Origin of the sequence: Streptomyces sp. NPDC058000, assembly GCF_042886435.1 — a bacterium.
GTDB lineage: Bacteria > Actinomycetota > Actinomycetes > Streptomycetales > Streptomycetaceae > Streptomyces.
The window spans coordinates 214017-238079 of the sequence record NZ_JBHVQS010000007.1; the positions used below are offsets into that span (position 1 = coordinate 214017).

Annotated in this window: 19 protein-coding genes and 2 pseudogenes; 8 read left to right on the forward strand and 13 right to left on the reverse strand. The window is 71.9% G+C overall.

All coding sequences use genetic code 11. From position 1 onward, the window contains the following. Positions 1 to 57 precede the first annotated feature (57 nt). Together ACFVT2_RS10625 and ACFVT2_RS10630 are read right to left on the reverse strand one after the other, a co-directional pair. Complete coding sequence (locus tag ACFVT2_RS10625; RefSeq protein ID WP_390014825.1) at positions 58 to 747, reverse strand: response regulator; 690 nt, start codon at positions 745 to 747, stop codon at positions 58 to 60. Next, positions 744 to 1997, reverse strand: coding sequence for a sensor histidine kinase (locus ACFVT2_RS10630; protein WP_390014828.1), 1254 nt, complete (start codon positions 1995 to 1997; stop codon positions 744 to 746). Before ACFVT2_RS10630 ends, ACFVT2_RS10625 begins: the two co-directional genes overlap by 4 nt. 198 nt (positions 1998 to 2195) lie before the next feature. On the opposite strand from ACFVT2_RS10630, the gene ACFVT2_RS10635 reads away from it, so the two are divergent. After that, positions 2196 to 2786 (forward strand): hypothetical protein, encoded by a 591-nt coding sequence (locus tag ACFVT2_RS10635; RefSeq protein ID WP_390014830.1) that lies wholly within the window; start codon positions 2196 to 2198, stop codon positions 2784 to 2786. A 25-nt stretch (positions 2787 to 2811) separates the two neighbouring features. On the opposite strand, the gene ACFVT2_RS10640 is transcribed toward ACFVT2_RS10635, so the two are convergent. Both ACFVT2_RS10640 and ACFVT2_RS10645 read right to left on the reverse strand, forming a co-directional pair. Next, on the reverse strand, positions 2812 to 3384 hold the full coding sequence (locus ACFVT2_RS10640; RefSeq protein ID WP_390014833.1) for a cob(I)yrinic acid a,c-diamide adenosyltransferase: 573 nt from the start codon (positions 3382 to 3384) through the stop codon (positions 2812 to 2814). Between the two features lie 10 nt (positions 3385 to 3394). Then, positions 3395 to 3667, reverse strand: a pseudogene (locus tag ACFVT2_RS10645) (ABC transporter permease); the annotation flags it as partial. A gap of 145 nt (positions 3668 to 3812) precedes the next feature. Here ACFVT2_RS10645 and ACFVT2_RS10650 point away from each other — a divergent pair. The 5 genes and pseudogenes from ACFVT2_RS10650 to ACFVT2_RS10670 all read left to right on the forward strand — a co-directional run bounded on the left by ACFVT2_RS10650 (position 3813) and on the right by ACFVT2_RS10670 (position 10017). Then, on the forward strand, positions 3813 to 5294 hold the full coding sequence (locus ACFVT2_RS10650; RefSeq protein ID WP_390014974.1) for an RNA-guided endonuclease InsQ/TnpB family protein: 1482 nt from the start codon (positions 3813 to 3815) through the stop codon (positions 5292 to 5294). Continuing rightward, a pseudogene (locus ACFVT2_RS10655) lies at positions 5264 to 5467 on the forward strand (TetR/AcrR family transcriptional regulator); the annotation flags it as partial. The gene ACFVT2_RS10650 and the pseudogene ACFVT2_RS10655, both read left to right, overlap by 31 nt. Positions 5468 to 5668: 201 nt before the next feature. After that, complete coding sequence (locus ACFVT2_RS10660) at positions 5669 to 6517, forward strand: 3-hydroxyacyl-CoA dehydrogenase family protein (protein WP_390014835.1); 849 nt, start codon at positions 5669 to 5671, stop codon at positions 6515 to 6517. A gap of 145 nt (positions 6518 to 6662) precedes the next feature. Next, positions 6663 to 6986 carry an STAS domain-containing protein gene (locus tag ACFVT2_RS10665; RefSeq protein ID WP_390014838.1) on the forward strand — a complete coding sequence of 108 codons (324 nt, stop codon included), beginning with the start codon at positions 6663 to 6665 and terminating at the stop codon, positions 6984 to 6986. Positions 6987 to 7329: 343 nt separating this feature from the next. Continuing rightward, entirely contained in the window at positions 7330 to 10017 is a 2688-nt protein-coding gene (locus ACFVT2_RS10670; RefSeq protein WP_390014841.1) for an ATP-binding protein, read from the forward strand. A gap of 147 nt (positions 10018 to 10164) precedes the next feature. Here ACFVT2_RS10670 and nucS read toward each other — a convergent pair whose 3' ends face one another. Beyond that, positions 10165 to 10827, reverse strand: coding sequence for an endonuclease NucS (nucS, locus tag ACFVT2_RS10675; protein WP_390014843.1), 663 nt, complete (start codon positions 10825 to 10827; stop codon positions 10165 to 10167). Between the two features lie 252 nt (positions 10828 to 11079). Here nucS and ACFVT2_RS10680 point away from each other — a divergent pair, with 252 nt between their 5' ends. Next, entirely contained in the window at positions 11080 to 11472 is a 393-nt protein-coding gene (locus ACFVT2_RS10680) for an SCO5389 family protein (protein ID WP_390014845.1), read from the forward strand. Between the two features lie 122 nt (positions 11473 to 11594). Here ACFVT2_RS10680 and ACFVT2_RS10685 read toward each other — a convergent pair whose 3' ends face one another. Then, on the reverse strand, positions 11595 to 12644 hold the full coding sequence (locus ACFVT2_RS10685; protein ID WP_390014848.1) for an LLM class flavin-dependent oxidoreductase: 1050 nt from the start codon (positions 12642 to 12644) through the stop codon (positions 11595 to 11597). A 223-nt stretch (positions 12645 to 12867) separates the two neighbouring features. Here ACFVT2_RS10685 and ACFVT2_RS10690 point away from each other — a divergent pair, with 223 nt between their 5' ends. Then, positions 12868 to 13200, forward strand: a complete 333-nt coding sequence (locus tag ACFVT2_RS10690) for an ATP/GTP-binding protein (RefSeq protein ID WP_390014850.1) — start codon at positions 12868 to 12870, stop codon at positions 13198 to 13200. 6 nt (positions 13201 to 13206) lie between these two features. Here ACFVT2_RS10690 and ACFVT2_RS10695 read toward each other — a convergent pair whose 3' ends face one another. From ACFVT2_RS10695 to mce, 7 genes are all read right to left on the reverse strand, one after another. Continuing rightward, positions 13207 to 14397, reverse strand: coding sequence for an ABC transporter permease subunit (locus tag ACFVT2_RS10695; protein ID WP_390014852.1), 1191 nt, complete (start codon positions 14395 to 14397; stop codon positions 13207 to 13209). Further along, complete coding sequence (locus ACFVT2_RS10700) at positions 14394 to 15701, reverse strand: ABC transporter ATP-binding protein (protein ID WP_390014855.1); 1308 nt, start codon at positions 15699 to 15701, stop codon at positions 14394 to 14396. Before ACFVT2_RS10700 ends, ACFVT2_RS10695 begins: the two co-directional genes overlap by 4 nt. Positions 15702 to 15827: 126 nt before the next feature. After that, the gene (locus tag ACFVT2_RS10705; RefSeq protein WP_390014856.1) at positions 15828 to 16601 is read right to left on the reverse strand and encodes an ABC transporter permease; all 774 of its coding nucleotides are present in this window, start codon (positions 16599 to 16601) and stop codon (positions 15828 to 15830) included. A 3-nt stretch (positions 16602 to 16604) separates the two neighbouring features. Beyond that, positions 16605 to 17627: an ABC transporter ATP-binding protein gene (locus ACFVT2_RS10710; RefSeq protein ID WP_390014859.1), complete on the reverse strand. Its 1023-nt coding sequence runs from the start codon at positions 17625 to 17627 to the stop codon at positions 16605 to 16607. Between the two features lie 153 nt (positions 17628 to 17780). Continuing rightward, positions 17781 to 18719: a cellulose-binding protein gene (locus tag ACFVT2_RS10715; protein WP_390014861.1), complete on the reverse strand. Its 939-nt coding sequence runs from the start codon at positions 18717 to 18719 to the stop codon at positions 17781 to 17783. Between the two features lie 114 nt (positions 18720 to 18833). Further along, positions 18834 to 23279: a polarized growth protein Scy gene (gene scy, locus ACFVT2_RS10720; protein WP_390014864.1), complete on the reverse strand. Its 4446-nt coding sequence runs from the start codon at positions 23277 to 23279 to the stop codon at positions 18834 to 18836. Between the two features lie 208 nt (positions 23280 to 23487). After that, positions 23488 to 23928: a methylmalonyl-CoA epimerase gene (gene mce / locus ACFVT2_RS10725; protein WP_390014867.1), complete on the reverse strand. Its 441-nt coding sequence runs from the start codon at positions 23926 to 23928 to the stop codon at positions 23488 to 23490. Between the last annotated feature and the right edge of the window lie 135 nt (positions 23929 to 24063).

Sequence of the window (24063 nt, forward strand, 5' to 3'; positions counted from 1 at the left end):
GCGGCCGCGGCCCCCGCGGCACCCCCGGCCCGGCCCGGCCCCCGCACCCGGCCGGGCCTACGGCCCCACCACCCCCAACTCCCGTGCCAACACCGCCGCTTGGAGCCGACTGCGCAGCTCCAGCTTGGCCAGCAGCCGGCTGACGTGGGTCTTCACGGTGGCCTCCGCCATCGCCAGCCGCACCGCGACGTCCGCGTTCGACAACCCCTCGCCCAGGCATCCCAGCACCTCCCGCTCCCGCGGGGTCAACGCCTCCAGCACCGCCGGGTCCGGGGCCGGCCGGTCACCCGCCGTCCGCCCGGCCGACCCCGGCCGGGCGAACTCGGCGATCAGCCGTCGGGTCACCGCCGGCGCGATCAGCCCCTCACCGGCCGCCACCGTGCGCACCGCGGTCAGCAGCGTCGCCGCGTCGCTGTCCTTGAGCAGGAAACCCGCGGCGCCCGCGCGCAGCGCGCCGAACACGTAGGCGTCCAGGTCGAAGGTGGTCAGCACCAGGACGTCGGCCAGCTGCTCGGCGGTGATCCGACGGGTGGCGGAGACCCCGTCCAGCCGGGGCATCTGGATGTCCATGAGCACCACGTCGGGGCGTAGGGCGTGCGCCAGACGGACCGCTTCCGCACCGTCCACCGCCTCCCCGACCACCTCGATGTCGGGCGCGGAGCCCAGGATGAGGACCAGCCCGGCCCGTACGGCGGACTGGTCCTCGGCGACCAGGACCCGGATCGGCTGTGCGGCGGCGCCCGTCATCGTCGTCCTTCCTCTCCGGTGCCGGGCAGCGCGGCCCGCACCCACCAGACCGTGCCGTCCGGCCCGTCCGTCGGGCCGGCGTCGAACTCCCCGCCCAGCAGGGCGATCCGCTCCCGCATGCCGACCAGCCCGGCCCCGGAACCGGGCGCGCGGGGGCCCGGCCGGTCGGCGTACGGACTGCGGACGGCGACGGTGAGCGTCCCACCGGGGCCGTGGGCGATCCGCACCCGTACCTCGCCGGGCGCGGCGTGCTTGAGCGCGTTGGTCAGCGACTCCTGGACGATCCGGTACGCGGCCAACTCCACCGGTGCCGGCGGCCGCCCGCCGCCCGGGCCGCCCGGGCCGCCCGGGCTGCGCGGGCCGGTCGGCCGCCGCGCGTCGTCCAGGACGAACGCCAGGCCGCTGGCGGCGCCGTTCGTCCGGGCCTGTTCGACCAGCGCCTCCAACCCGTCGAGGGTGGGGGTGGCGGCCGGCTCCTCCCCGGTGGCCTTCGGGTCCCGCAACAGTCCGATGAGCCGACGCATTTCGGCCAGCCCCTGGACGCTGTTCTCGCGGATCACGCCGAGCGCCGCCCGGGTCGCGGTCGGGTGGTCGAGGGTCTGCGCGGCGGTGGCGTGGATGGCGATCGCGGACAGGTGGTTGGCGACCAGGTCGTGCAGTTCCCGGGCCATCCGGGCACGTTCCCCGGCCACCGCCTGGGTCCGGTCCATCTCGGCCAGCAGCGCGGTCTGTTCGGCCCGCAGCCGGGCGGACTGCGCGGCGTCCCGGTGGTTACGGATGATCAGTCCGGTGCAGGCCGGCGCCACGGTGATCAACGCGATCCCGATGCCGAGCAGCACCACCTGCGGAACGCGCCACACCGCCGCCGTGACGACCGTGGCCAGCACCGTCAGCAGCTCCGAGTACAGCGGGATCCGGCGGGCGGCACCCGGCGGCCCGTACAGCACCGCGGCGTACACCACGTCGGTGAACATCAGGACGGTGGCGATCAGGGTGCCGGTGCAGAAGTCCAGCGCCAGCGCCGGCAGCGCGAGGACCAGCGCGACCATCGGGGCGGTCCGGCGCAGGAGTTCGGCCGCCGCCATCACGGTGAGCGCGAGCAGCGGCAACGACGCGGGCAGGCCGAACAGCGGCGGCCCACCGTGCAGGTGCAGCGCCCACAGCAGCACCCCGGTGGCCAGCCCACCGCCCGCGATCAACACGTCGTGCCGGTGCGGCCGTCCGGGCGCGGTGAGGGCTCTGACAATCACCCCTCCATCCAACACGGCGGCGACGCCTCGCGCGCTCACCCCGTGGACCGGGCCGGCTACATCGAAAGATGCAGTGCCGGATCGTCACCGGCGACGACGTTCCGGGCGCCGCCGGCTGCGAGCCTGAACAGGTCCGTTCCGCTCGGTGGGAGCCCCGGAACCGCCCGGGGCGCGGAGCGGCAGGAGAGGAGAGTCGCCGTGGTCGTCACGCTGATCATCGCCTGCGAGGTCGGCTTCTGGGTGCTGCTCGTCGCCGGTCTGGCACTGCGCTATCTGGCGCGGATGCCGAAGACCGGGGCGGCGGTGCTGCTGGTGGAACCGCTGCTGGAGCTGGCGCTGCTGATCGTCACGGCGATCGACCTGAAGAACGGTGCCGCAGCGGACTGGAAACACGGCCTGGCCGCCCTCTACATCGGCTACACCGTCGCCTACGGGCACTACACGATCACGTGGGCCGACCGGCTCGTCGCCCACCGCTTCGCCGGCGGACCGCCGCCGGTCAAGCGGTACGGCCTGGACCGCTTCCGGCACGAGGCGAAGCTGTGGCTGCGCACGGTGCTGATGGCCGCGGTGGCCGCCGCACTGCTCCAGGGCGCGATCTGGTACGTCGGCGGTGACGGGGACGCCACGTCGCTGCGCAGCTGGCAGGGGATGTCCCTGCGCCTCGTGGCGATCCACGGCGTGATCGCGCTGACGTACCTCGTCTGGCAGAAGAAGGCACCCGAGGCCGGGCCCGCGCCGGACGCGGCGCGGACCCGGCCCCAGCACCGGGAGAAGTCCCCGGGGTGAGGCCCGTGGTGCGGATCGGGTCGGCTCAGCGCTCCCCGCCCGGCACCCACAGCACGTCCCCGACCTCCTTGTTCGCCGTCCGGGCGAGGATGAACAGGAGGTCGGAGAGGCGGTTGAGGTAGGTGGCGGTCAGCGCGTTCATGGTCGCGCCGTGCTCCTCCATGGCCGCCCACGTGGAGCGCTCGGCCCGCCGGACGACGGTGCACGCCTGGTGGAGCAGGGCGGCGCCGGGGGTGCCGCCCGGCAGGATGAAGCTGCGGAGCTTCTCCAGTTCCGCCAGGAAGCGGTCGCAGTCCGCCTCCAGCTTGTCGACGTAGGACTGCTCGACCCGCAGCGGCGGGAACTCCGGGTCCTCGACCACCGGGGTCGACAGGTCGGCACCGACGTCGAAGAGGTCGTTCTGCACCCGCAGCAGCACCGCGGCGACCTCTTCCGGCAGCGAGCCGAGCGCCAGCGCCACGCCGATCGCCGCATTGGCCTCGTTGGCGTCCGCGTACGCCGCGATCCGGGCATCGGTCTTGGCGGTCCGGCTCATGTCGCCGAGCGCGGTGGTGCCCTTGTCGCCGGTACGGGTGTAGATGCGGGTCAGATTCACCATACGGGTGAGACTACGCCGCGGCCCGGCGGAAGGCCCGGGTGCACAGGGCCATCGCCAGCGCCGCGAACCCGACCGCGACCAGCGCCCCGCGGAGCACCACCGGCCCGGCATAGGAACCGGTGAACGCCGCCCGCACCGCGTCCACCAGGTAGCGCAGCGGCATCAGGTGGGACAGCGCGTCGAGCCAGCGGGGGGCCAGCGCCATCGGCAGCATCAGCCCGGAGAGCAGCATCGCCGGCATGGTGACCGCGTTGACCACCGGCCCGAACTCCTGCGGAACGGTGCACAGTTCACTCGTTCGAGGGTCATTTGGGCGAATGGAGGGCAATGGGTGCCACTGAGGCGGCAGGGTTTCTCACATGGGGGATGGAGCGCACAAGCGATCATGGCGCGTCAAGCAGGCTGCCGAGCGGCTTGAAGTGCGCCGCATGGTGAAGCTGCGGTTGTACCTGACTCCTGAGCAGGAGCGGATCCTGACGGGGCAGGGGCACTCGGCTCGGGCGCTGTGGAATCTGCTGCACCAGTGGTTCTCCTTCCACGCACCACAGAGGTGGCCGTCGATCACTGAGGCGGATGAGGTCATCCGTCAGGCACGGCGTGAAATCGAGTGGCTCTCCCTCCTGCCCGCCCAAGCGTGCCAACAGGTTCTGAAGCAGTACGTTCGCGCATGGCAGGCCGCCCGCCGAGGTGCAAGTCGCCGTCCACACTTCCACTCGCGTGCCCGGACACGGTTGTCGATCGATGTGCCTCAAGCGGGTGCGATGAAGATCGCGCTGCTGAACCGCAGGTGGGGCGAGGCCAACTTGGCGTTGGTCGGGCGGGTGCGTTTTCGCTACTCGCGTGACCTGCCGGGCTTCGGCGGCCAGGCCCCGGCCGGCCGATTAACGGGAGCGCGTGTGGTGCGGGAGTCGGACGGCTGGTACCTGGCTTTCCGCTGTGCGTTCCAACGAGAGACTCCGGCGCCGAGATCTCACCCTGGGCCCGCGGTGGGGCTGGACCGTGGCGTGGCGGTGCCGATCGCCACCTCGGCACCCGATAAGCCGTACGTGACCCACGGGCCGTGGTTGCACCCGAAGGAGACGGAACGTCTACGCCGCCTGGAGCGTAAGGCTGCCCGTCAGCGGCGGTCGGCTCAGCGGGGCCGGCCGACGTCGAAGCGGTTGCAGCGTACGTACGCGCAGCTCGCGGAGGTGCGCGGCCGGGAGAAGCGACGTCGGGCCGACTGGCACCACAAGGTGACCACGGAGCTGGCTGAACAATTTGGCCTCATCGGTGCGGAGGAGCTGAATGTCCGTGCGATGACCGCGTCCGCCCGCGGCAGCGTCGACCGACCGGGCCGGGGCGTGGCGCAGAAGACCGGCTTGAACCGGGCCATTCTCGGCGAAGGGTGGTCCCGCGTACTCGCAATGTTGGAGTACAAGGCTGTGGAGCGCGGCGGCGTCGTGGTGCGGGTGCCGGCCAGGAATACCTCGCTGAGGTGCTCCGCCTGCGGGGAAGTGGATGCGAAGAACCGCAAGAGCCAAGCGGTCTTCGAGTGCACGAATCCCGAGTGCGGCTATGGGCCGGTCAACGCCGATGTGAACTCCGCCTACAACATCAAGACCGATGCCGTTCATGCCATCGAGTGGCCGCACGGAACGGCGAGCTTGACCGCCCTGGGGAGCAGGGTGGACGGACGCAGCGCCCCCGCTTGGCGGAGGCGCAGGCCGCGGCGTTGGCTGTGGCCGAATCGTCAACCGAATCGCGTGGTCACCGTACGAATGACGATGCGCGAGGGGAGCCCGGAGGACAGCTCTGGGAGACTTCACAACTACTTCCCGGCGAAGGAAGACCTCTTCATGGACCGGAGCCAGGAACTGGTCGACCGGCAAGGGAGTCGGCCGCCGCCGACGACCCGATGCCCCGTCTGATGGCCGGCCAGATCAACTGGGTCCACCAGAGCCTGATCGTCACCATCGCCCAGGAGATGATGGCCGGCCGCAACCCCGTGGAGGTCTCCCGCGAGGCGCTCGTCGTGCTGGACGAGATGGAAGAGGTGCTGAGCGAGAAGGTCCTCAACTACGCCGTGCGATCGGCCGGCTGACGGCCTTCCGGGCGCTCACCGGACGCCAGGGGTGTGATGTCCGTCATGGAAACGGGGCGCCGCGGCCCGAAGGGCCTCGTTGCGGGGCGGCGGTCGGGTGACAGGCGGGAGTGACGCGCATCTCTTCCCTGTCAATCGGTCGCCGGTGACCGCTAACGTCACTTACGACCGTCAAATGCACAGGGTGTGAGGGGACAAGCAGTGGCAAAGAAGCTTGCCGTCATCGGCGCCGGACTGATGGGTTCCGGTATCGCGCAGGTCTCGGCCCAGGCGGGCTGGGACGTCGTCCTCCGTGACGTGACGGACGAGGCGTTGGCCCGCGGCAAGGGCGGCATCGCGTCCTCCTTCGAGAAGTTCGTCGCGAAGGGCAAGCTGGAAGCGGCCGCCGCCGAGCAGGCGCTGGCCCGCATCACCACCACCACCGACCTGGAAGCCGTCGCCGACGCGGACATCGTCGTCGAGGCGGTCTTCGAGAAGATCGAGGTCAAGCGGGAGATCTTCCAGGCGCTGGACAAGCTCGCCAAGGACGACGCGGTGCTGGCCTCCAACACCTCGGCGATCCCGATCACCAAGATCGCCGCGGCCACCTCCCGGCCCGAGCGGGTGGTCGGCACGCACTTCTTCTCGCCGGTGCCGATGATGCAGCTCTGCGAGCTGGTGCGCGGCTACAAGACCAGCGACGAAACCCTCGCCACCGCACGGGAGTTCGCCGAGTCGGTCGGCAAGACCTGCGTCGTGGTCAACCGCGACGTGGCCGGCTTCGTCACCACCCGGCTGATCTCGGCGCTGGTCGTCGAGGCCGCCAAGCTCTACGAGTCCGGGGTCGCCAGCGCCGAGGACATCGACATCGCCTGCAAGCTGGGCTTCGGTCACGCCATGGGGCCGCTGGCCACCGCCGACCTGACCGGCGTCGACATCCTGCTGCACGCCACCGAGAACATCTACACCGAGTCCCAGGACGAGAAGTTCGCCCCGCCGGAGATCATGCGCCGCATGGTGGACGCCGGTGACATCGGCCGCAAGAGCGGGCAGGGCTTCTACTCGCACTGACACCGCGTCAGGCTGCACTCCGGCGGGGTCACCCCGCAGGGTGATTTCGGTATCGGTTCGCTTACAAACGGCAACTTCGCCGTATGAGAGGCAGTCAGATCGGTAGACGACAATGCACCACAACCCATGACATCGGGGAGCGCATATGCACATCAAGGGCGACCACGCCGAGCTGGTCGTCGGGGGCCGCCTCGACGTCCGCAGCGCGGCGGACGCCCGTACGGCCCTGCACGCCGCCGTGGACTCCGGCCGAGGTGATCTGGTGCTGGACCTGACCGAGCTGGACTCGTGGGACGCCACCGGCCTCGGCGTGATCATGGGCGCGCACCGCCGGGCCGGCCGCAACAACCGCCGGCTGGTGCTGCGCGGGGTGCCGCCGCAGATGCAGCGGCTCCTGGTCGCCACCCGGCTCCACCGCATCCTCGCGATCGAGGGCGGGATCGAAGCGGAATCGCTTCCCCGGGTGTGAGGCGGGGCGCGGCGGGGGCGTGACCACCGCCGCGCCCCACCCGGCCGCCACCCGGACAACGAAACCGCCGCGAACGCCGTAAACGCCGTAAACACAGCGCCCGCAATAAACGCAGCAAACACGGCAAACCGCACATACCGCCTGATCTGCTGGCGTTTCCGTCAAGGTGCCACCCCGCCCGTGCCCGACGCCGGCGATCGGTCTATGGTTCGGTTGCCCGCCGTGTGCCATCATCCGCGGCGGGGCACCGGACCAGACGCGACGGCTGAGGAGATCCGCCGGAGCCGGGGGAGTGCGGACGGCCGGAAGCACCGACGGCACGCACATTCTGGGAGCTTGCAGCATGGACCCGAACACCCACCCGGGGCCCGAGGAGTACGGCCAGCAGGGCGGTCCGGCCGGCCCGCCGACCCCCGAGGCCACCGGCCGACAGAGCGGATCCGGCGGCCTCGCCCGCGTCGTCCGGCTCGTCTCCGGTAACTACCTGGTCACCGTCAACCCGGTCGACGGCTGCGAAATACAGCCCTGCCCGCCCGGCGAACGCCCCACCCCGCCGACCAAGCTCGACCCGGAGGAACGGGCCGCCGCGGCCCGCGCCGCCCAGCCGCCGGCACCGACCGGACCGCTCTCCTTCGCCGGCCACGAGATCCTCCTCGAAGAGCGCTCCGAGGACATCGCCCGACTGATCAGGCTGCTCACCCGCGGCCGCTCGGTACGCGTCACCGGCCCCGCCGGATCGGGCCGCACCCGGCTCCTGGACGCGGTCTCCGGCAGCGTCACCGACCTCGCCCCCGACGGCGTGGTCCGACTCTCCGGCTACCACCGCAGCGTCACCGACGTCCTGTACGCCCTGTTCGCCGCGGTCTACGGGGCCCCGCAGCACCGCCCGGAGCGCCCCGAGCTGCTGCGCCTCCTCAGCGGCATCGGCGCGGTCGTCGTCCTCGACGACCTGGAGTTCGGCGGCACCGCGCTCGACGAGCTGCTGGAGGCCACCCCCGAGTGCGCCTTCCTCCTCGCCGCCACCCCCGACGTGCCCGCCCCCAGCGCCGACGCACACCTCGAAGAGGTCTTCGTCGGCGGGATCAGCCGGGACGCCGGCCTGCGGCTGCTGGAGCGCGCCGTGGACCGCCCGCTCACCAAGGACGAGAAGACCTGGGCCGCCGACCTCTGGTTCGAGTCCGAGGGGCTGCCCCTGCGGTTCGTCCAGGCCGCCGCCCTGCTCCGGCAGCGCGACAAGGCCCGGACCGCACCGGGCGCCCTCGACGACGGCTACGGACTCTTCCCCGAGGACGGCACGGCCGACCAGACGGACGCGGACCAGCGCCCCGCGCCCCCGCTGCCGGCCCGCGGCGAGGCCGCCGCGCCCGCCCCGCTGCTCGCCGAACGGCTCGGCGTCGCCGCCCAGGAGGCCCTCCGCTTCGCGGTCGCCCTGGGCGGTGAACTGCCGCACCAGGCACACCTGCCGGCCCTCACCCAGGACACCCACGCCGACTCCGCCCTCGGCGAACTGCTCGGCTGCGGCCTGATCAGCCCGGCCGGCGGCCACTACCGCCTCGCCGCCACCGTCCACGACCAGCTGACCGCCGCCGGCTACGCCGAGGGCGCCGCCGCCCGGGCGCACACCGCCGCCCAGCACTACGCCTGGTGGGCCGGACACCCCTCGGTCGCCCCTGAGCGGGCCGCCGCCGAGTCCGACGCGGTACTGGCCGCCATGGGCGTACTGACCGGCAGCCGGGAGAACGGCCACCCGGCCGCCGCGGTGCTGCTGGCCCGTACCGCCGCCCCCGCGTTCGCCGCGGCGCTGCACTGGAGCGCCTGGGAGCGCAGCCTGCGGCACGGCCAGGAGGCCGCCCGACTGGCCGGCGAGGTCGCCGAGGAGGCGTACTTCCACCACGACCTGGGCGTGCTGGCCCTGTGCAGCGGCAACGTCGACCGGGCGCGCGCCGAACTGGAGGCGTCCATCGGGCTGCGCGGCGTGCTCTCCGACCGCGACGGCGCGATCGCCGGACGACGGGCCCTCGCCCTGGTCATCGACCGGTCCAGGGCCGCCGCGGCGGACGCGCCGACCACCCTGCTGGCGTCCGTCGACCCGGCGGCCGCCGCCGGTGGCGCGGCCGCGGCCCACGGCCCGGCCGGCGAGGCGTCTCCCGACGCCGTGTCCACCGCCAAACTCCAGGCCGTCGCCCGCCCGGAAGGCCCCGCCACCACGGTCACCGCCCGGCCCGCCGCGACCTCCTCCACCGCGGCCACCGCCGCCATCCCGGCAGCGAATGCCGCGACGGCAGCGACGGCCGCGATGACAGGGAAGGCCGCAACGACTGCGACGACCGGGAAGGCCGCCGCCGGCAGCGGATCCGCCGCCGGGGGCCTGGGGCGCGGCATCCGCCGCACCGGCCGCCGCAACCTCATCGCCGCCGGCGCCGGAGTGCTGGTGGCCGCCGCCCTCGGCACCGCCATCACCCTCGGCATGACCTCCGACACCTCCGACCCGCACGACAACAAGGTCACCACCGAGCAGTCCCCGGCCGCCGGCGACGACACCCAGGAACCGGCGCAGCAGCCCGGCACCGGCGCCGGCCTGCCGCCCACCCGCTCCGGCACCACCCGACCCGGCACCCCCGGCACCCCCGGCCACCGACCCACCACCGCGCCGTCCGCCCCCGGCACCACCGGCGCCCCCACCACCCCGACCGGCGGCCCGACCGGCGGCACCACCACCCCGACCGGCGGACCCACCTCGCCCACCGGCCACCCGACCCACCCCACGCACAGCCCGACCAGCAGCCCCACGGACCCCACGCCGCCCGGAAAGCCCACCGGCACGACGGACCCCACCCCGACCCAGAAGCCCACCGACACCCCGACCGGCCAGCCGCCGACGACGTCCGGCGGCTCCTCGGGCGGCAGCCCGTCCGGCAGCAACTCCGCGGTGGCACCGTCCACCAGCAACGGAACCGCCGGAACCGCCCCGGACACCGCACCGGCACCGTCCGGGCAGTCGGCATCCGGCCAGGGCACCCCGACCGGCTGACGCCCCCGGCGTCCCGCGCGCCCCGCCCGGCACAGCCGACGCGCGCCGGAACACCACGACGGCCCGGTACGGACCACCCGCCGTAAAGGCGGGTGGATCGCGTACCGGGCCGTCCTGGTGTTCCGGCGTCCGGCCGGTGCGGTCGGGTCAGAACAGTCGCAGCTTGTCGTCCTCGATGCCGCGCAGCCCGTCGTAGTCCAGCACCACACAGCCGATCCCGCGGTCGGTGGCCAGCACCCGGGCCTGCGGCTTGATCTCCTGAGCTGCGAAGACGCCCTTCACCGGGGCCAGGTGCGGGTCGCGGTTGAGGAGTTCGAGGTAGCGGGTGAGCTGCTCGACGCCGTCGATCTCACCGCGCCGCTTGATCTCGACGGCGACGGTCTGGCCGTCGGCGTCCCGGCACAAGATATCCACCGGGCCAATGGCGGTGGGGTATTCACGCCGAATAAGCGAGTAGCCCTCGCCCAGTGTCTCGATCCGGTCGGCGAGCAGCTCCTGGAGGTGGGCTTCCACACCGTCCTTGATGAGTCCGGGATCCACCCCGAGCTCGTGCGAGGAGTCGTGCATGATCTCCTCCAGGGTGATGATGAGCTTCTCGCCGCCCTTGTTCTCCACCGTCCAGACGTTGCCGTCCCCCTCCTTGAGGGAGCAGGGCGGGGACATCCAGTTGAGGGGTTTGTAGGCCCGGTCGTCCGCGTGAATGGAGACGGAGCCGTCCGCCTTCACCAGGATGAGGCGGGGGGCGGAGGGCAGATGGGCGGTGAGCCGACCCGCGTAGTCCACGGAGCAACGGGCGATGACGAGACGCATGGTGCGTCACGCTACTCGAATCTGGGCCGCCGACGCGATTCGCCCCCGACCCGGGGTCCCTTTACGGCGGAAACCCCCGCACCCCCGGCGCCCATGCATGGCCGGTTGTATGTGCAATCTCCTGGTGCGGGCCCCTTGCGCGGCATACCGTTGACGCGGGGGGTCGCGGGGCGAACACGCTCTGTCGCGAATTCCCCTTGTCCCACCCATGAGGCCCCGTCCGTCCCGGCGGGGCCGCGAGAGGAGAACCTCATGTCGCTCGACGTCTCACCGGCCCTCCTCGAACAGGCCGAGCGAGGCGAGGTCGACGAAGCCGCGTTTGTCGACTGCGTCCGGACTTCCCTGCCCTACGCGTGGGGGATGATCAGCTCTCTGGTGGACCGGCTGAAGGCGGACGGCGGAGAGTTCGCCGACAACCAGACGCCGCCGCCGGACGAGCAGGCGCGCGGCCAGCTGCTCCGCGCACTGGCGAGCAACGCCATCCGCGGCTCGCTGGAGCGTCACTTCGGAGTGCGCCTCGCTTTCCAGAACTGCCACCGGGTCGCGGTCTTCCCGCTCGACCAGGCCGCCGACCAGCGGCTGACCCGCTTCACCTCTATCCGGGGCCAGTTGCTGAACCAGTCGCCCGAACTCCGCGACTGCTGATCGGAGTTGCTGCCGCTGAGCCGACCGGGGCACCCTCCGGCGCCGCGCACCGGCGGCAGCACCACCGACCAGCCGTGCCCCGGACCGATGAGAGGTGACCCCGCCGCCCACCCCGGGCGGGGTCACCCCAGCTGCGGCAGCACCTCCGCGCCCAGCCGCCGGACGTTCTCCTCGGTGGCGGCGAGATCCCCGGAGCCCTCCACCAGCAGCGCGAACCGCCGGATGCCGGTGCGCTCCGAGGTCGCCGCCAGCCGGTCCACGCACAACGCCGGCGGGCCCACCGGATGCAACGCGCACAGCAACTCCGTGTACGCCAACGGATCGCGCATCCCGCGGTACCGGCCGTCGACCGTCACATGTGCACCCAGCCCCTGCCGCAGCCAGCCGGGCATCGCCTTGGTCAGCGTCTCCACCGCGGCCGACCGGCCGTCCGCGATCTGCACCACCCCCGCCGAGACGTGCTCCGCCGCGGCCACCTCGCCCGGATCCCGGCCGGCCTCCAGCGCTGCCGCCCGCCACAGCGCGACCATCTCCGCCTTCTCCTCGTCGCCGCAGTGCATCCCCAGCAGCATCGGCAGCCCGCGGGTGGCGGCCAGCCGGACCGAGGCCGGGGAGGTGCACGCCACCACCACCGGCGGACCGCTCGTCAGCCCGCCCGGGTCGTCCGGATCGGCCAGCGCCTCGGCGGCCCGCGGCACCACCGCCACCTCCCGGAACGCATAGCGCTCGCCCCGGGCGCCCACCCGCGGCTCGCGCAACCAGCGCAGCAGCAGATCGAGCGACTCCGGAAACCCGTGGTCGTACGCGGCCAGCCCGGAGCCGAAGACCTCCAGGTCCACCCAGGGACCGCCCCGGCCGACGCCGAGCGTGAACCGGCCCTCCGACGTCAGATGCAGCAGCGCCGCCTGCTCACCGAGCGCCACCGGATGCTGGGTCGGCAGCACGCTGACCGCCGTCCCGACCCCGATGCGCCGGGTGCGCCCCAACAACAGCGCGGCCAGCGTCGCGGCCTGCGGACAGACCCCGTACGGGACGAAGTGGTGTTCTGCCAGCCAGACTTCATGGAGTCCGGCCTGCTCCGCGATCTCCGCGGAACGCACCGCGCGGTGCAGTGCTTCCCCCTGTCCCTGACCGGGAAATTGGGCGGCCAGGATGAAAGCCCCTACGCGCATCGCTCTCTGCCTCCTTGCAGCCGACGCGTCCCCTCCCTCACCCGGCAACAACGTGAGACACGTGCCCAAGGCACGGCCTGACGCGAAATTTCCAGATCATCGCAGAAACGTGACGGCGGAGTTTTGCCCCTGACCGTGCCGCGTACGCTGGTGACAGCCCTCCCCCGAGCTCTCGACGTTCGAGCAGGGGGACCCCATCCCCGTCGACCTGCCGAGGTGTTCTGTGTCTCCGCGTCGAAACCGCCAACGCGGTGCGAACCCCCGCGACCACGCAGCCCGCGCGGACGAGGCCGGCGTCGGCCGCTACGGCTTCGAGGCCACCGAGGAGTGGCGCGGCGAGGAATGGGTGGTCCGGCAGGTCGGCGGCGGCGGCGCGACCAAGCACTACCGCTGCCCCGGCTGCGACCAGGAGATCCCGCCCGGCGTCCCGCACGTCGTCACCTGGCCCCGGCACGGCGACGTCGACGACCGCCGGCACTGGCACAAAGCCTGCTGGAACGCACGGAACCGCCGGAGCGCACGGCTCCAGCGGTCCCGTAACGCACCGCGGTACTGAAAAGCGCTACACGTCTCGCTGCCGCATGGCCGCGTAGGCGCCGCCGAGCGCGAGGGCGGCGAGCCCCATGACGATCCACAGCGGCTGCCAGCCGGACGGACCGCCGTCCACGAACGGGAACTTGTTGCCGTACATCACCGTGAGCTGGTTGGGGATCGAGTAGCCCATCAGGAAGTTCCGCGCCCCGTTCAGGCTGTCGGCGAACATGAACATCGACAGTACGAAGGGCAGCAGCACCACCCCGACCATGAGCGTGATCGCCCCCGCGGAATGCCGGATCAGCGAGCCGACGGCCAGCGCCAGCAGTCCCAGGAACGAGACGTACAGGCCGATCCCCACGGTCGACCGGAGCCACTCGCCGGCGCCGATCTCCGCCTTGCTGATGCTGCCGATCAGGGCGTTGTCGGTGAGCGCGACGAGCCCGGTGACGACGGTGGTCACCACGAAGGTCAGCACGAAGAAGACGATCGCCTTGGCCGCCAGCACCCTGCCCCGGGAGGGACAGGCCGCCAGGGTCGTACGGATCATGCCGGTGCTGTACTCCGAGGAGGTCACCAGCACGCCGAGCGGCAGCACGCACAGGACGCCCAGCAGCATCCCGAAGAGCCCGAAGAACAGCGGTGACGTCGTGCCGACGCTGTTCATCGACCCCACGGACGTGGCGACCAACACCCCGATGCCGAGGACGAGGACGGACATCACGCCCAGCGTCCACACCGTCGACCGCACCGAACGGATCTTGGTCCACTCGGCGGCCAGCGCATGGCCGAGGTGGGTCGGGCGGACCGGGATGGGCGAGACGTAACCCGGCACCCCCGCCTGCCAGTTGGCGGCGGCGTGCGGAGGCTGCTGCTGCGGGGCCGGTGCCTGCGGCGGCAGCTGGGGCTGGGGTTGGGCCTGCGGCGGCTGGGCCTGCGAGGGGGTGGGGACGGTGAGCATCATCGTGCCGCCCTCCTTGCCCGGCCCGTGCGCCGCCAGCGGCTGCGGCTCGGGATGGCCACCGACCGGCGGCTGCGCCTGGAGCATCATCGTGCCGGCCTCCTTGGCGGGGGCCGGCTGCGGCTGGGCCTGGAGCATCATCGTCCCCGCTTCCTTCGCGGGGGCCGGGGGAGTGGCGGGCGGCATCGGCTGCGCACCGGCCTCCGGCGCTCCGGTCTCCGGCTGCGGCTGGGGCTGCGGCTGCTGAGGGCTGGTCATCGGGCGTCCTGGGTGTGCGGCGTGGGCTGGTCGACGGGGGCGGCGGCCGGCGGCACCGGCGGCTGGGCGGGCGGCACCGGCGCGGCGTGCGGCGGCTGCTGCCCGTACGGGTGGGGCGCACCGTACGCACCGGGTGCCCCGTACGGGTGACCCTGCTGCGGGGGCACCGGCCCACCCGGTACCGGGGCGGTCTGGGCGGCGTGGGGACCCGCCGGGGCGTACGGACCCGGCTGTGCGTACGGGTTCGGCGGCACGGGCACCCCCGGCGGCACCTGGCCCGGCGGCATTTGCCCCGGCACGCCCGGCTGCCCCGGCGCGTACCCCGGCACAGCGGCACCCTGCGGCGGGTACCCGGCGGGCGCCTGCTGGAGACCGGCCCGCTGGTCGGCCGTCGAGCGGTAGTCGACGACCCCCTGCGTCATCCGCATGTACGCCTCCTCCAGCGACGCCTGGTGCGGCGACAACTCCCACAGCCGGATATCGGCCGCATGCGCCAGATCACTGATCCGCGGCAGCGGCAGCCCGGTCACCCGCAGCGCACCGTCCGCCTCGGCCACCGCCTGGCCGCCGGCCTCGGCCAGCGCCGCCGTCAGCTTCTCCCGCTGCTCCGGCTCACCGTCCGGCGTCCGCACCCGGGCGAAGTCCGCCGAGTTGGCCGAAATGAAGTCCTTGACGGCCATGTCCGCGAGCAACTGGCCACGGCCGATCACGATCAGATGCTCCGCGGTCAACGCCATCTCGCTCATCAGGTGCGAGGAGACGAAGACGGTACGGCCCTCGGCCGCCAACTGCTTCATCAGGTTCCGCACCCACAGGATGCCCTCCGGATCCAACCCGTTGACCGGCTCGTCGAAGAGCAACACCTGCGGATCGCCGAGCAGCGCCGCCGCGATCCCCAACCGCTGCCCCATGCCGAGCGAGAACCCCTTCGACCGCCGGTGGGCCACGTCCTGAAGACCGACCACCCCCAGCACCTCGTCGACCCGCTGGGCCGGGATCCCGGACAACTGCGCCAGCGACAGCAGGTGCGCCCGCGCACTGCGGCCACCGTGCACCGCCTTGGCGTCCAACAGCGCACCCACCTGACGCGCCGCGTTGGGGGTCTGACGGAACGGGCGGCCACCGATCGTGGCGTGGCCGGACGTCGGGGCGTCGAGGCCCAGGATCATCCGCATGGTCGTCGACTTGCCGGAGCCGTTGGGTCCGAGAAAGCCGGTGACGGTGCCCGGACGCACCTGGAACGACAAGTTGTGCACGGCCGTCTTCGGCCCATAGCGCTTGGTCAGGCCGACTGCCTCGATCATTCTCCGCCCCTCGCGAGATGGTCGGGGCAGAGACGCCCTCGTACCCCCGTGAGGGTTATGAGGCTATCGGGATGTTGACGGTTCCCGCCAAAACGGCGAAAGACGACCGACGGACCCGCCCCGACCTCAGGCGTCCCTCCGGTTCAACATCAGATAGCCGGCGAGCAACGCGGCCACCGTCCACACCGCCATGATCGCGAAACCGCCCCACGGCCCGTACGGCGTCTCGTCATTGACCGGCGTGACCACCTGCATGATCTTCGAACCGGCCTGATCCGGAAGGTACCGGCCGATCTTCCGGGTCGCCGAGACGTTCCCCAGGATGTTGGAGATCAAGAAGAAGAACGGCATCAGGATGCCCAGCGACAACATCGGACTGCGCAACATCGTGGCCACCGCCATCGAGAACAGCGCGATCATCGTCATGTACAGCCCGCCGCCGATCACCGCCCGCAGCACCCCCGGATCACCCAGCTGCGCCCGATGCTCGCCGAGCGCCGCCTGCCCCGCGAAGAACGTCGCGAAACTGGTCACCAGGCCCACCACGAAAACCAACCCGGCGGCCACCAACACCTTGCAGAACAGGAACACCCCGCGCTGCGGCACCGCCGCGAGCGACGTGCGGATCATCCCGGTGCTGTACTCGTTCGACACCACCAGCACGCCGAACACGATCATCGCCAGCTGCCCCAATCCCATCCCCGCGAAACTGATGTTGGTGGGATCGAAGGCGAGCCGCTGCCGATCCGGCATCCCATCGAAGTCCTTCCGCGCCAACGTGCAGATCAGCACACCCAGCACCACGGTGACCACCACCGCCGTACCCAGCGTCCACACCGTCGACCGCACCGACCGGATCTTGGTCCACTCCGACCGCAGGGCCTGCCCGACGACAGCCATCCGTCAGCTCCTCTTCCTCTGCCAGCCCGCACCCCAACCACCCGGCGGCGGCCCACCCGACAACGCCCCCTGCGGCACCGCTGACCGCGACGGCACCCCACGCCCCGCCGGCGGCGGCCCACCGTTGCGCGCGTGATACTCCACCACCCCCGCCGTCAACTGCATGAACGCCTCCTCCAACGACGCCTGCTGGGGACTCAACTCATGCAGCACCACCTGGTGCGCAGCGGCCAGTTCACCCAGCCGCTCCGCCGGCACCCCATCGACCTCCAGCGCACCGTCCCGACCGACCACCGCCCGGACACCCGCCCGATGCAGCACGTCCAACAGCCGCTCCCGCTCCGGCGACCGCAGCCGCACATACGACCGCGAATTCTCCTGAATGAACTCCGCCATCGACGTATCCGCCAACAGCCGCCCCTGCCCGATCACCACCAAATGCTCCGCGGTCAACGCCATTTCGCTCATCAGGTGAGAGGACACGAACACCGTCCGCCCCTGGGACGCGAGCCTCTTCATCACATGACGGATCCAGTGGATGCCCTCCGGATCCAGCCCGTTGACCGGCTCGTCGAACATCAAGATCCGCGGATTGCCCAGCAATGCCGCCGCGATCCCCAACCGCTGCCCCATCCCGAGGGAAAAGCCCTTCGACCGCTTCTTCGCCACCGACGTCAACCCGACAAGATCCAACACCTCGTCGACCCGGGCCCGCGGAATACCGTTGCTCTGCGCCAAACACAGCAGATGATTGGCGGCACTACGACCACCGTGCATCGCCTTGGCGTCCAGCAACGCCCCGACGTACGTCAACGGATCCTTCAACTGCCGGTAGTGCTTACCGTCGATCCGGACCGAACCGGCCGTCGGATTGTCCAGACCGAGCACCATCCGCATGGTGGTGGACTTCCCCGCACCATTGGGACCGAGAAAGCCGGTGACGACCCCCGGCCGCACGGTGAACGTCAACTGATCCACCGCGACCTTGTCACCGTAATGCTTGGTCAGCCCCTTGAGCTCGATCATGTACAGCACGCTAGGGGCGCCCGAAGACCCCCGCCACCTGGGCGACGCCGCCCGAACGACCACCCCGCCCCACGCACGACCGTGCCCCCGCACCACCACACAGGCGGTACGGGGGCACGAAGAAAAACGCCGCGAAACCTTCCGGCGCCAGCCTCAGCGGCCCTGCTGGGCGGGCACGCCGCGGGAAACGGACTCGTCGTCGCCGGGCGCACCGGCGGCGGCCACCGCCGCACCCGTCAGCGTCGCCAGCATCTCGCGGACGTTGGTCAGCTGCGCGTTGATCGAGTCGCGACGGTTGGTGAGCGCCGCCAGCTCCCGCTCCGATTCGCTACGGATCCTGTCGGCCTTGGCATTGGCGTCCGCCACGATGTCCTCGGCCTGACGCTGCGCCGTCTCCACCGTCTGCCGGGCCCGACGCTCCGCATCGGTCCGCAGCTTCTCCGCCTCCAGACGCAGCTGCTCCGCCCGGTGCTCGATCTCCGCCAGCCGCTTCTCGGCCTTCGCCTGCCGCGAAGCCAGATCACGCTCGGACTGCTCACGACGCTTCGCGAGGTTGGTCTCGAAGTCCGCGGCGGCCTGCGCGGCCTTGGCGCGGGTCTCCTCGAAGAGGGCGTCCGCCTCCTCACGCTTGGACTGCGCGTCCTTCTGCGCCTCCGCGCGCAACGTGGCCGCCTCGCCCTTCGCCTTCTCGACGATCCGGGCGCCCTCGTCCTCGGCCTTGGTCTTGCGCTCGACGGCGAACGACTCCGCGTCGTTACGGACCTGCTGGGCAGCCGACTCGGCCAGCTCACGGTGCTGCTCGGCGGCCCGACGGGCCTCCTCACGCAGCTCCTTGGCCTCTTCCTCCGCGAGACGGAGGATCTTCTCCACGCGCGCCCCGAGGCCCGCGTAGGAAGGTTCGGCGTCGGTGACCTGAGCCTGGGCGTTCTGCGTTTCGAGGTGCAGCTCCTCGATGCGCTTCTCCAGCGAGGTGATACGGGCCAGCGCACTGTCGCGGTCCGCGACCAGTTTCGTAATGCGGTCATCCACCTGACCGCGGTCGTACCCACGCCGCACGAGCTCGAAGCCGAAGGGGGAGGAAGTTTCGCTCATGGGGTTCCTGTCGAAAGAGACCGGTGAGGTGATAAGGAGAATCCTAGGGGTCTTAACGGCGTGTCATCGAGTCATTGCGCGTTTGAAGTGGAGAATGACCCCTCATTTGAGTGGCTACCCTTCGGACGGCTTGCCACTCGAACGAGTTGTACCGGCCCCCGCGGCAGCCTTCGCCGCCCCACCCTTGCCATCCCCGCCCTGCGCAGGAACCTCGAACGACTCCAGCGCCTCCAGCACATCCTGAACACGGGAGATCTCCGTGTTGATGTCCTTCCGGCGGCGCGTCAGCACCTCCAACTCGTGCTTGCCCTCCGCCACGACCCGGGCGGCCTCCTCCTTCGCCTCCACCCGCATCTTCTCCGCGTCCCGCACCGCCGCGGCCTTCTTGTTCTCGGCCTCCTTGATCAGGCCCTCGGCCTTCTTCACCGCGGAGATCCGCACCTTGCTCGCCTCACTGTTGGCATCCGCCAACAGCGTCTCGGCCTTCTTCTCGGCCTCCACCTGCTGCGCGGTGGCCTGCGCGATCAGCTTGTCCACCCGCTCACCGGCGTTCTTCATCGCCTCCGCCGACTCCCGCCGGGCCCGCTCGTGCAACTCCTCGACCTCGGACTCGACCCGGACCCGCAACTCCTCGGACCGATCCCTTATCGCCGTCGCGTCCCGCCGCGCCTCACCGAGCAGCGTGTCGGCATCCGTACGCGCCTTCTCCACCCGCACATTGCCCTCGGTGGTGGCCTCCCGAACGATCCGCTCGGCCTCCTTGCGCGCCGCCCCGACCATCGTGTCGGCCTGCTCCTCCGCACCGGTCGCCGCCTTCAGCGCCTCCTCCTGCGCCTTGGCGATCAACTGATCGGCCTGCTCGGCCGCATCGCCACGACGCTTGGCGGCACTCTTCCGCGCCTCGTCCACCACCCGGTCGGACTCCTCCTGCGCCTCCGCACGAGTCCGCTCGGCAGCCGCCTCGGCCTCCTCCCGGACCTTCGCGGCCTCCGCACGCGTCCGATGCGCATGCTGCTGCCCGGCAGTGACGGTCTCCGCCGCCTCCGCACGCAACCGATCCGCCTCCGCAGTGGCCGTCGCGACCATCCGGTCCGCCTGCTCACGGGCATCGGCCCGAGCCCGGTCCGCCTCCCGCTCCGCCGCCGCGGACCGCTCCGCCGCCTCCGACCGCAGCCGCTCCGCCTCGCCGGCCGCCTCCGCCACCAACTCGTCAGCCTGCGCCGCGGCATCCGCCCGCGTCTTGTTGGCCGCCGTACGCGCCTCGTCGGAGGTTCGCCCGGCATCCGTACGCGCATCCTCCAACACCTCGGCCGCCTCGGCCCGCAGCCGCTCGGCCGCCTCCGTGGCCTCCGCCACCAGCCGCTGCGCCCGCTGCTCACCCTCCGCACGCAGCCGCTCGGCGGCCTCCTGGCCCTCCCGGACCGCACGATCCGCATCGTCCTGCGCCGACGACGTCAGCTCGGTCGCCTCGGTGACGATCCGCTCGGCCTCCGCACGCGCCTCACCGAGCAGCCGATCCGTCTGCTCGGCCGCCTCCGACCGCATCCGATTCGCATCGTTCCGCGCCTCGGCCCGCGCCCGCGCCGCATCCTGCTCCGCCGACGCCAACGCATCCGACGCATCGGTGCGCAACTGCTGCGCCTTCGCCATGGCGTCCGCGACCGACTTCTCAGCCTTCGCCGTCGACTCCGCGACCAACTCCGCCGCCTGGGCGGTGGCTTCGGAAACCAGCCGGTCGGCCTGCTCCGCCGCCTCCGACCGCGCAACGTTGGCGTCCCGACGCGCCCCGTCCAGGACCTCCGCCGCCTCGGCCCGCAACCCCTCGGCCTGCGCGGACGCCTCCGCGACCAACTCCTCCGCCTGCGCGGTGGCTTCGGAAACCAGCCGGTCGGCCTGCTCCGCCGCCTCCGACCGGGCGGCATGCGCATCCCGACGCGCCTCGTCGAGCACCCCGGCCGCCTCCGACCGCAGCCGCTCGCCCTCCTCGATCGCCTCCGCAACCGTCCGCTCGGCAAGCGACGCGGCGGCCTCCGACCCCTCCTGGGCCTCCCGCCGCACCCGCGCCGCATCCTCCGACGCGCGCTCACGCTCCGCGTAGGCATCCGCGCGGACCCGGTCCGCCTCCTCCTGCGCCTCCGACTTCGTACGCTCCGCAGCGTGCTCCGCCGCCGAACGCAACCCGGCGATCTCCTCATGGGCCTGCTCATGCAGACCCGCCACCGCATCCCGCACCTGCTGCGCGGTCTGCTCGGCCGTCGCCACCAACTCCGCAGCCCGCCGGTCCGCCTCCTCGACCAGCCGCTCGGCCTCCGCCTGCGCCTCACCGACCCGCGTACGGGCCGACGCCAGCAACTCCTCGCTCTGCTCCCGCGCCGCGGTCCGCTCCTGATGAGCCTCCTCGCGCGCCTCACCCAGCAGCTGCTCGGCCTCCCGACGCCGCCGCCCGGCCTCCTCCTGCGCCTCGGCGAGCGCCTCCGCGGCCTCCGCGCCCGTACGCTCCGCGGCCGCCGCCGCCTCCGCACGCACCCGGTCCGCGGTCTCCTGCGCCTCCGCCTTCAGCCGCTCGGCCTCCGCGGCTGCCTCACTCCGCAACCGCGCCGCCGCCGCCTCGGCCTCCGACCGCGCCGCCGACGCATCCCCGGTCGCCTCCGACCGCAGCCGCTCGGCCTCCTCCTCGGCCTGCTGCTGAAGCGACCGCCGCCGCTCCGCCGCCTCCGCCTTGAGCCGAGCCGCCTCCTCCTGCGTCTCCCGCCGCAACCGCTCGGCCTCGGAACGCGCCTCCCGCAACGACTCCTCAGCCGCCGCCAGCCGCTCCTCGGCCTCACCACGCAGCCGGTCCAACTCCGCCTGCGCCTCGGCCCGCCGTTCCTGCGCAGCCTCCTCGGCCTCCGCACGCAGCCGCGCGGCGCTCTTCTCCGCCTCGCCCGTCAGCTCCTCAGCGGCCTGCGTGCCCTCCAACAGCAACTGCTCGGCCTCGCCACGGGCCCGCTCCAGCGCCTCCTCGGCCTGCCGCCGCAGCCCCGCCGCACGCTCGATCGCCTCCGTCCGCACCCGCTCGCTCTCCGCGACCGCACCCGAACGAGACTCCTCCGCATCCGACTTGGCCTTCGCCAACAGCTCCTCGGCGGTCCCGGCCGCCTCCTCGATCTGCTGAACGGCCTCCCGGCGCGCCTCACCACGGATCCGCTCGCCCTCCGCGACCGCATCCGCCCGCAGCTGCTCCGCCTCACCGCGCAGCCGCCGCGCCTCCTCCTGGAGTTCAGCGGTCTTGGCGCGGTACTCCTTGGTGTCGTTCTTCGCCGCACCCTTCAGCTGCTGGGCGGTGTCATGCGCCTCCTCACGCAGCCGATCCGCCTCCGCCTCGGCCTCCCGACGCAGCCGCTCGGCCTCCTCCGCAGCAGCCTTCGTCGTGGCCTTGGCATCCTCCGACGCCTTGGTCACCATCTCCTCGGCGGCCCGCGCCGCCTTCGCCAACTGCGCCGCGGAATCCTCCGCCGCCTTCGACCGCGCCGACTCCTGCGCCTCGGCGAGCAACCGCTCCGACTCCGCCCGGGCATCCGCCCGCAACTGCTCGGCCTCCGCCTTCAGCGCCTCGGACTCCTTGGTCGCCTCGGCGACCAACCGCGCGATCTCCGCCTTGGCCGTACGGGTGCGCTGCTCGTTCTCCGACTCCGCCGCCGACAACCGCTTCCCGGCAGACTGCTGCGCCTCCTCGACCAGCTTCTCCGCCTCGGCCCGCGCCTCCCGCAGCGCCGCATCCGCCTCCTGCACCCGGGCCTCGGCGGTACGCGTCAACTCGGCCGCCTGCCGGCGCGCCTCCTCGGACTCCGTACCCGCCGTCGACCGCAGCTGCTCGGCCTGATCCGTGGCCTCCTGGGCCTGGTTGGACGCCGCGTTCAACAACCGCTCGGCATCCGTACGCGCCCGACGCAGGATGGATTCCGCTTCGGTCCGCGCCTCCTCGGCAGCCGTACCCAAACGCTCCCGCGCCTGATCGGCCAACCGCTGCGCCTCGGCCCGCGCCGCCGCCAACGCCTGATCGGACTCCGCCCGGGTCTCCTCCATCAGACGACGGGCCTGGGACTCCGTACGGGCCCGCAGCTGCTCGGCCCACGCCACGTTCTCGTTGACGTGCGACTCGACCGTCTGACGACGCTCGTTCAGCTCCTCGTCCAACCGCTGCCGACGACCGACCGCCTCGGCATGCAGCTCGGCCTCCATACGGGCCTGCCGCTCGGCCGACTCCTGCAACAGCCGCTGAGTCTGCGCCCGCGCCTCACGCACCTCACGCTCGGCATCCGAACGCAGCTGATCCGCCTGGATCTGCGCGTTGCGCAACAGCTGTTCGGCCTGATGGCTGAGGTTGTCGTAGGCAGGCCGGGACGCGAGGTTGCGACGCGCCTCGTGGAGCTTGGCACGCAACACCTCGACCTGGTAGCCGAGGTCGTCGGCGTGCTGGACGGCCTTGTCCCGCTCGCTCTTCAGCCGCTCCATCTCGGCTTCGAACTGCGAGAGGTGGTCGGCCTCAGCCCACTGCTCCTGGCGCTCGTTGCCCCGCACTGCGCGGTCCCATCCGTCCCCTGGTCATGGCGGCGGCCGGCTCCGGCCCTGCGGCGCGTATCCCGTACCCGTCACGGCGTACCGGACTCGCGCCCCTCGGAGCTGACCCTTCCGAAGAAATGGTGTCAGATCATCGGCAGAGTATGGACCGAGCCCCATTCCCGCACCCCGGCCGAAGCTGCACTCTACCGGCCGGGGAAGGCGAAGGTCAGTGGTCAGTCGCGTCCGGAGGCGCAGCGGTGACGAGTTCGGTCAGCACACCGTGGCAATCCTTGGGGTGCAGGAAGGTGATCCGCGACCCCATCGAACCCCGCCGCGGCTCGTCGTACAGCACCCGGACGCCCTTGCCCCGAACGGCCTCGGCGTCCTCATCGACGTCCGCCGTACCGAACGCGATGTGGTGCACCCCCTCACCGTTCTTGGCCAGCCACTTGCCCACCGCGGAGTCCTCCCGGATCGACTCCAGCAACTGCAGGTACGAGGCACCGCCGTCCGAGGTCTCGTTGATTTTCAGCATTGCCTCGCGGACCCCCTGTTCCTCGTTGACCTCGGTGTGGAACACCTCGAAGCCATACGTGGCACGGTAGAACTCGACGGTCTTGTCGAGGTCGAAACAGGCGATCCCGATGTGGTCGATTCGCGTCAGCATGGCTCCAGTGCACCGCCCGCACGGCTGGTTACGCAACGTGCGCGCGATCACACCCGCTTGCCGGTGACCCGGCGACTACCCCTCAGTACATTGACGGGAACCCTCGTTAACTTCCCGGCAAAGGAAGGCCGCATC

What these genes read in the sequence shown, in the direction of transcription:
- ACFVT2_RS10685 (WP_390014848.1), bottom strand. Translation starts at nt 12,644, where the DNA reads ATGCGCGTAGGGGCTTTCATCCTGGCCGCCCAATTTCCCGGTCAGGGA.
- ACFVT2_RS10700 (WP_390014855.1), bottom strand. Translation starts at nt 15,701, where the DNA reads ATGATCGAGGCAGTCGGCCTGACCAAGCGCTATGGGCCGAAGACGGCC.
- ACFVT2_RS10640 (WP_390014833.1), bottom strand. Translation starts at nt 3,384, where the DNA reads ATGGTGAATCTGACCCGCATCTACACCCGTACCGGCGACAAGGGCACC.
- ACFVT2_RS10670 (WP_390014841.1), top strand. Translation starts at nt 7,330, where the DNA reads ATGGACCCGAACACCCACCCGGGGCCCGAGGAGTACGGCCAGCAGGGC.
- ACFVT2_RS10710 (WP_390014859.1), bottom strand. Translation starts at nt 17,627, where the DNA reads ATGATCGAGCTCAAGGGGCTGACCAAGCATTACGGTGACAAGGTCGCG.
- ACFVT2_RS10695 (WP_390014852.1), bottom strand. Translation starts at nt 14,397, where the DNA reads ATGACCAGCCCTCAGCAGCCGCAGCCCCAGCCGCAGCCGGAGACCGGA.
- nucS (WP_390014843.1), bottom strand. Translation starts at nt 10,827, where the DNA reads ATGCGTCTCGTCATCGCCCGTTGCTCCGTGGACTACGCGGGTCGGCTC.
- mce (WP_390014867.1), bottom strand. Translation starts at nt 23,928, where the DNA reads ATGCTGACGCGAATCGACCACATCGGGATCGCCTGTTTCGACCTCGAC.
- ACFVT2_RS10705 (WP_390014856.1), bottom strand. Translation starts at nt 16,601, where the DNA reads ATGGCTGTCGTCGGGCAGGCCCTGCGGTCGGAGTGGACCAAGATCCGG.
- ACFVT2_RS10715 (WP_390014861.1), bottom strand. Translation starts at nt 18,719, where the DNA reads ATGAGCGAAACTTCCTCCCCCTTCGGCTTCGAGCTCGTGCGGCGTGGG.
- ACFVT2_RS10680 (WP_390014845.1), top strand. Translation starts at nt 11,080, where the DNA reads ATGTCGCTCGACGTCTCACCGGCCCTCCTCGAACAGGCCGAGCGAGGC.
- ACFVT2_RS10665 (WP_390014838.1), top strand. Translation starts at nt 6,663, where the DNA reads ATGCACATCAAGGGCGACCACGCCGAGCTGGTCGTCGGGGGCCGCCTC.
- ACFVT2_RS10650 (WP_390014974.1), top strand. Translation starts at nt 3,813, where the DNA reads ATGGTGAAGCTGCGGTTGTACCTGACTCCTGAGCAGGAGCGGATCCTG.
- ACFVT2_RS10625 (WP_390014825.1), bottom strand. Translation starts at nt 747, where the DNA reads ATGACGGGCGCCGCCGCACAGCCGATCCGGGTCCTGGTCGCCGAGGAC.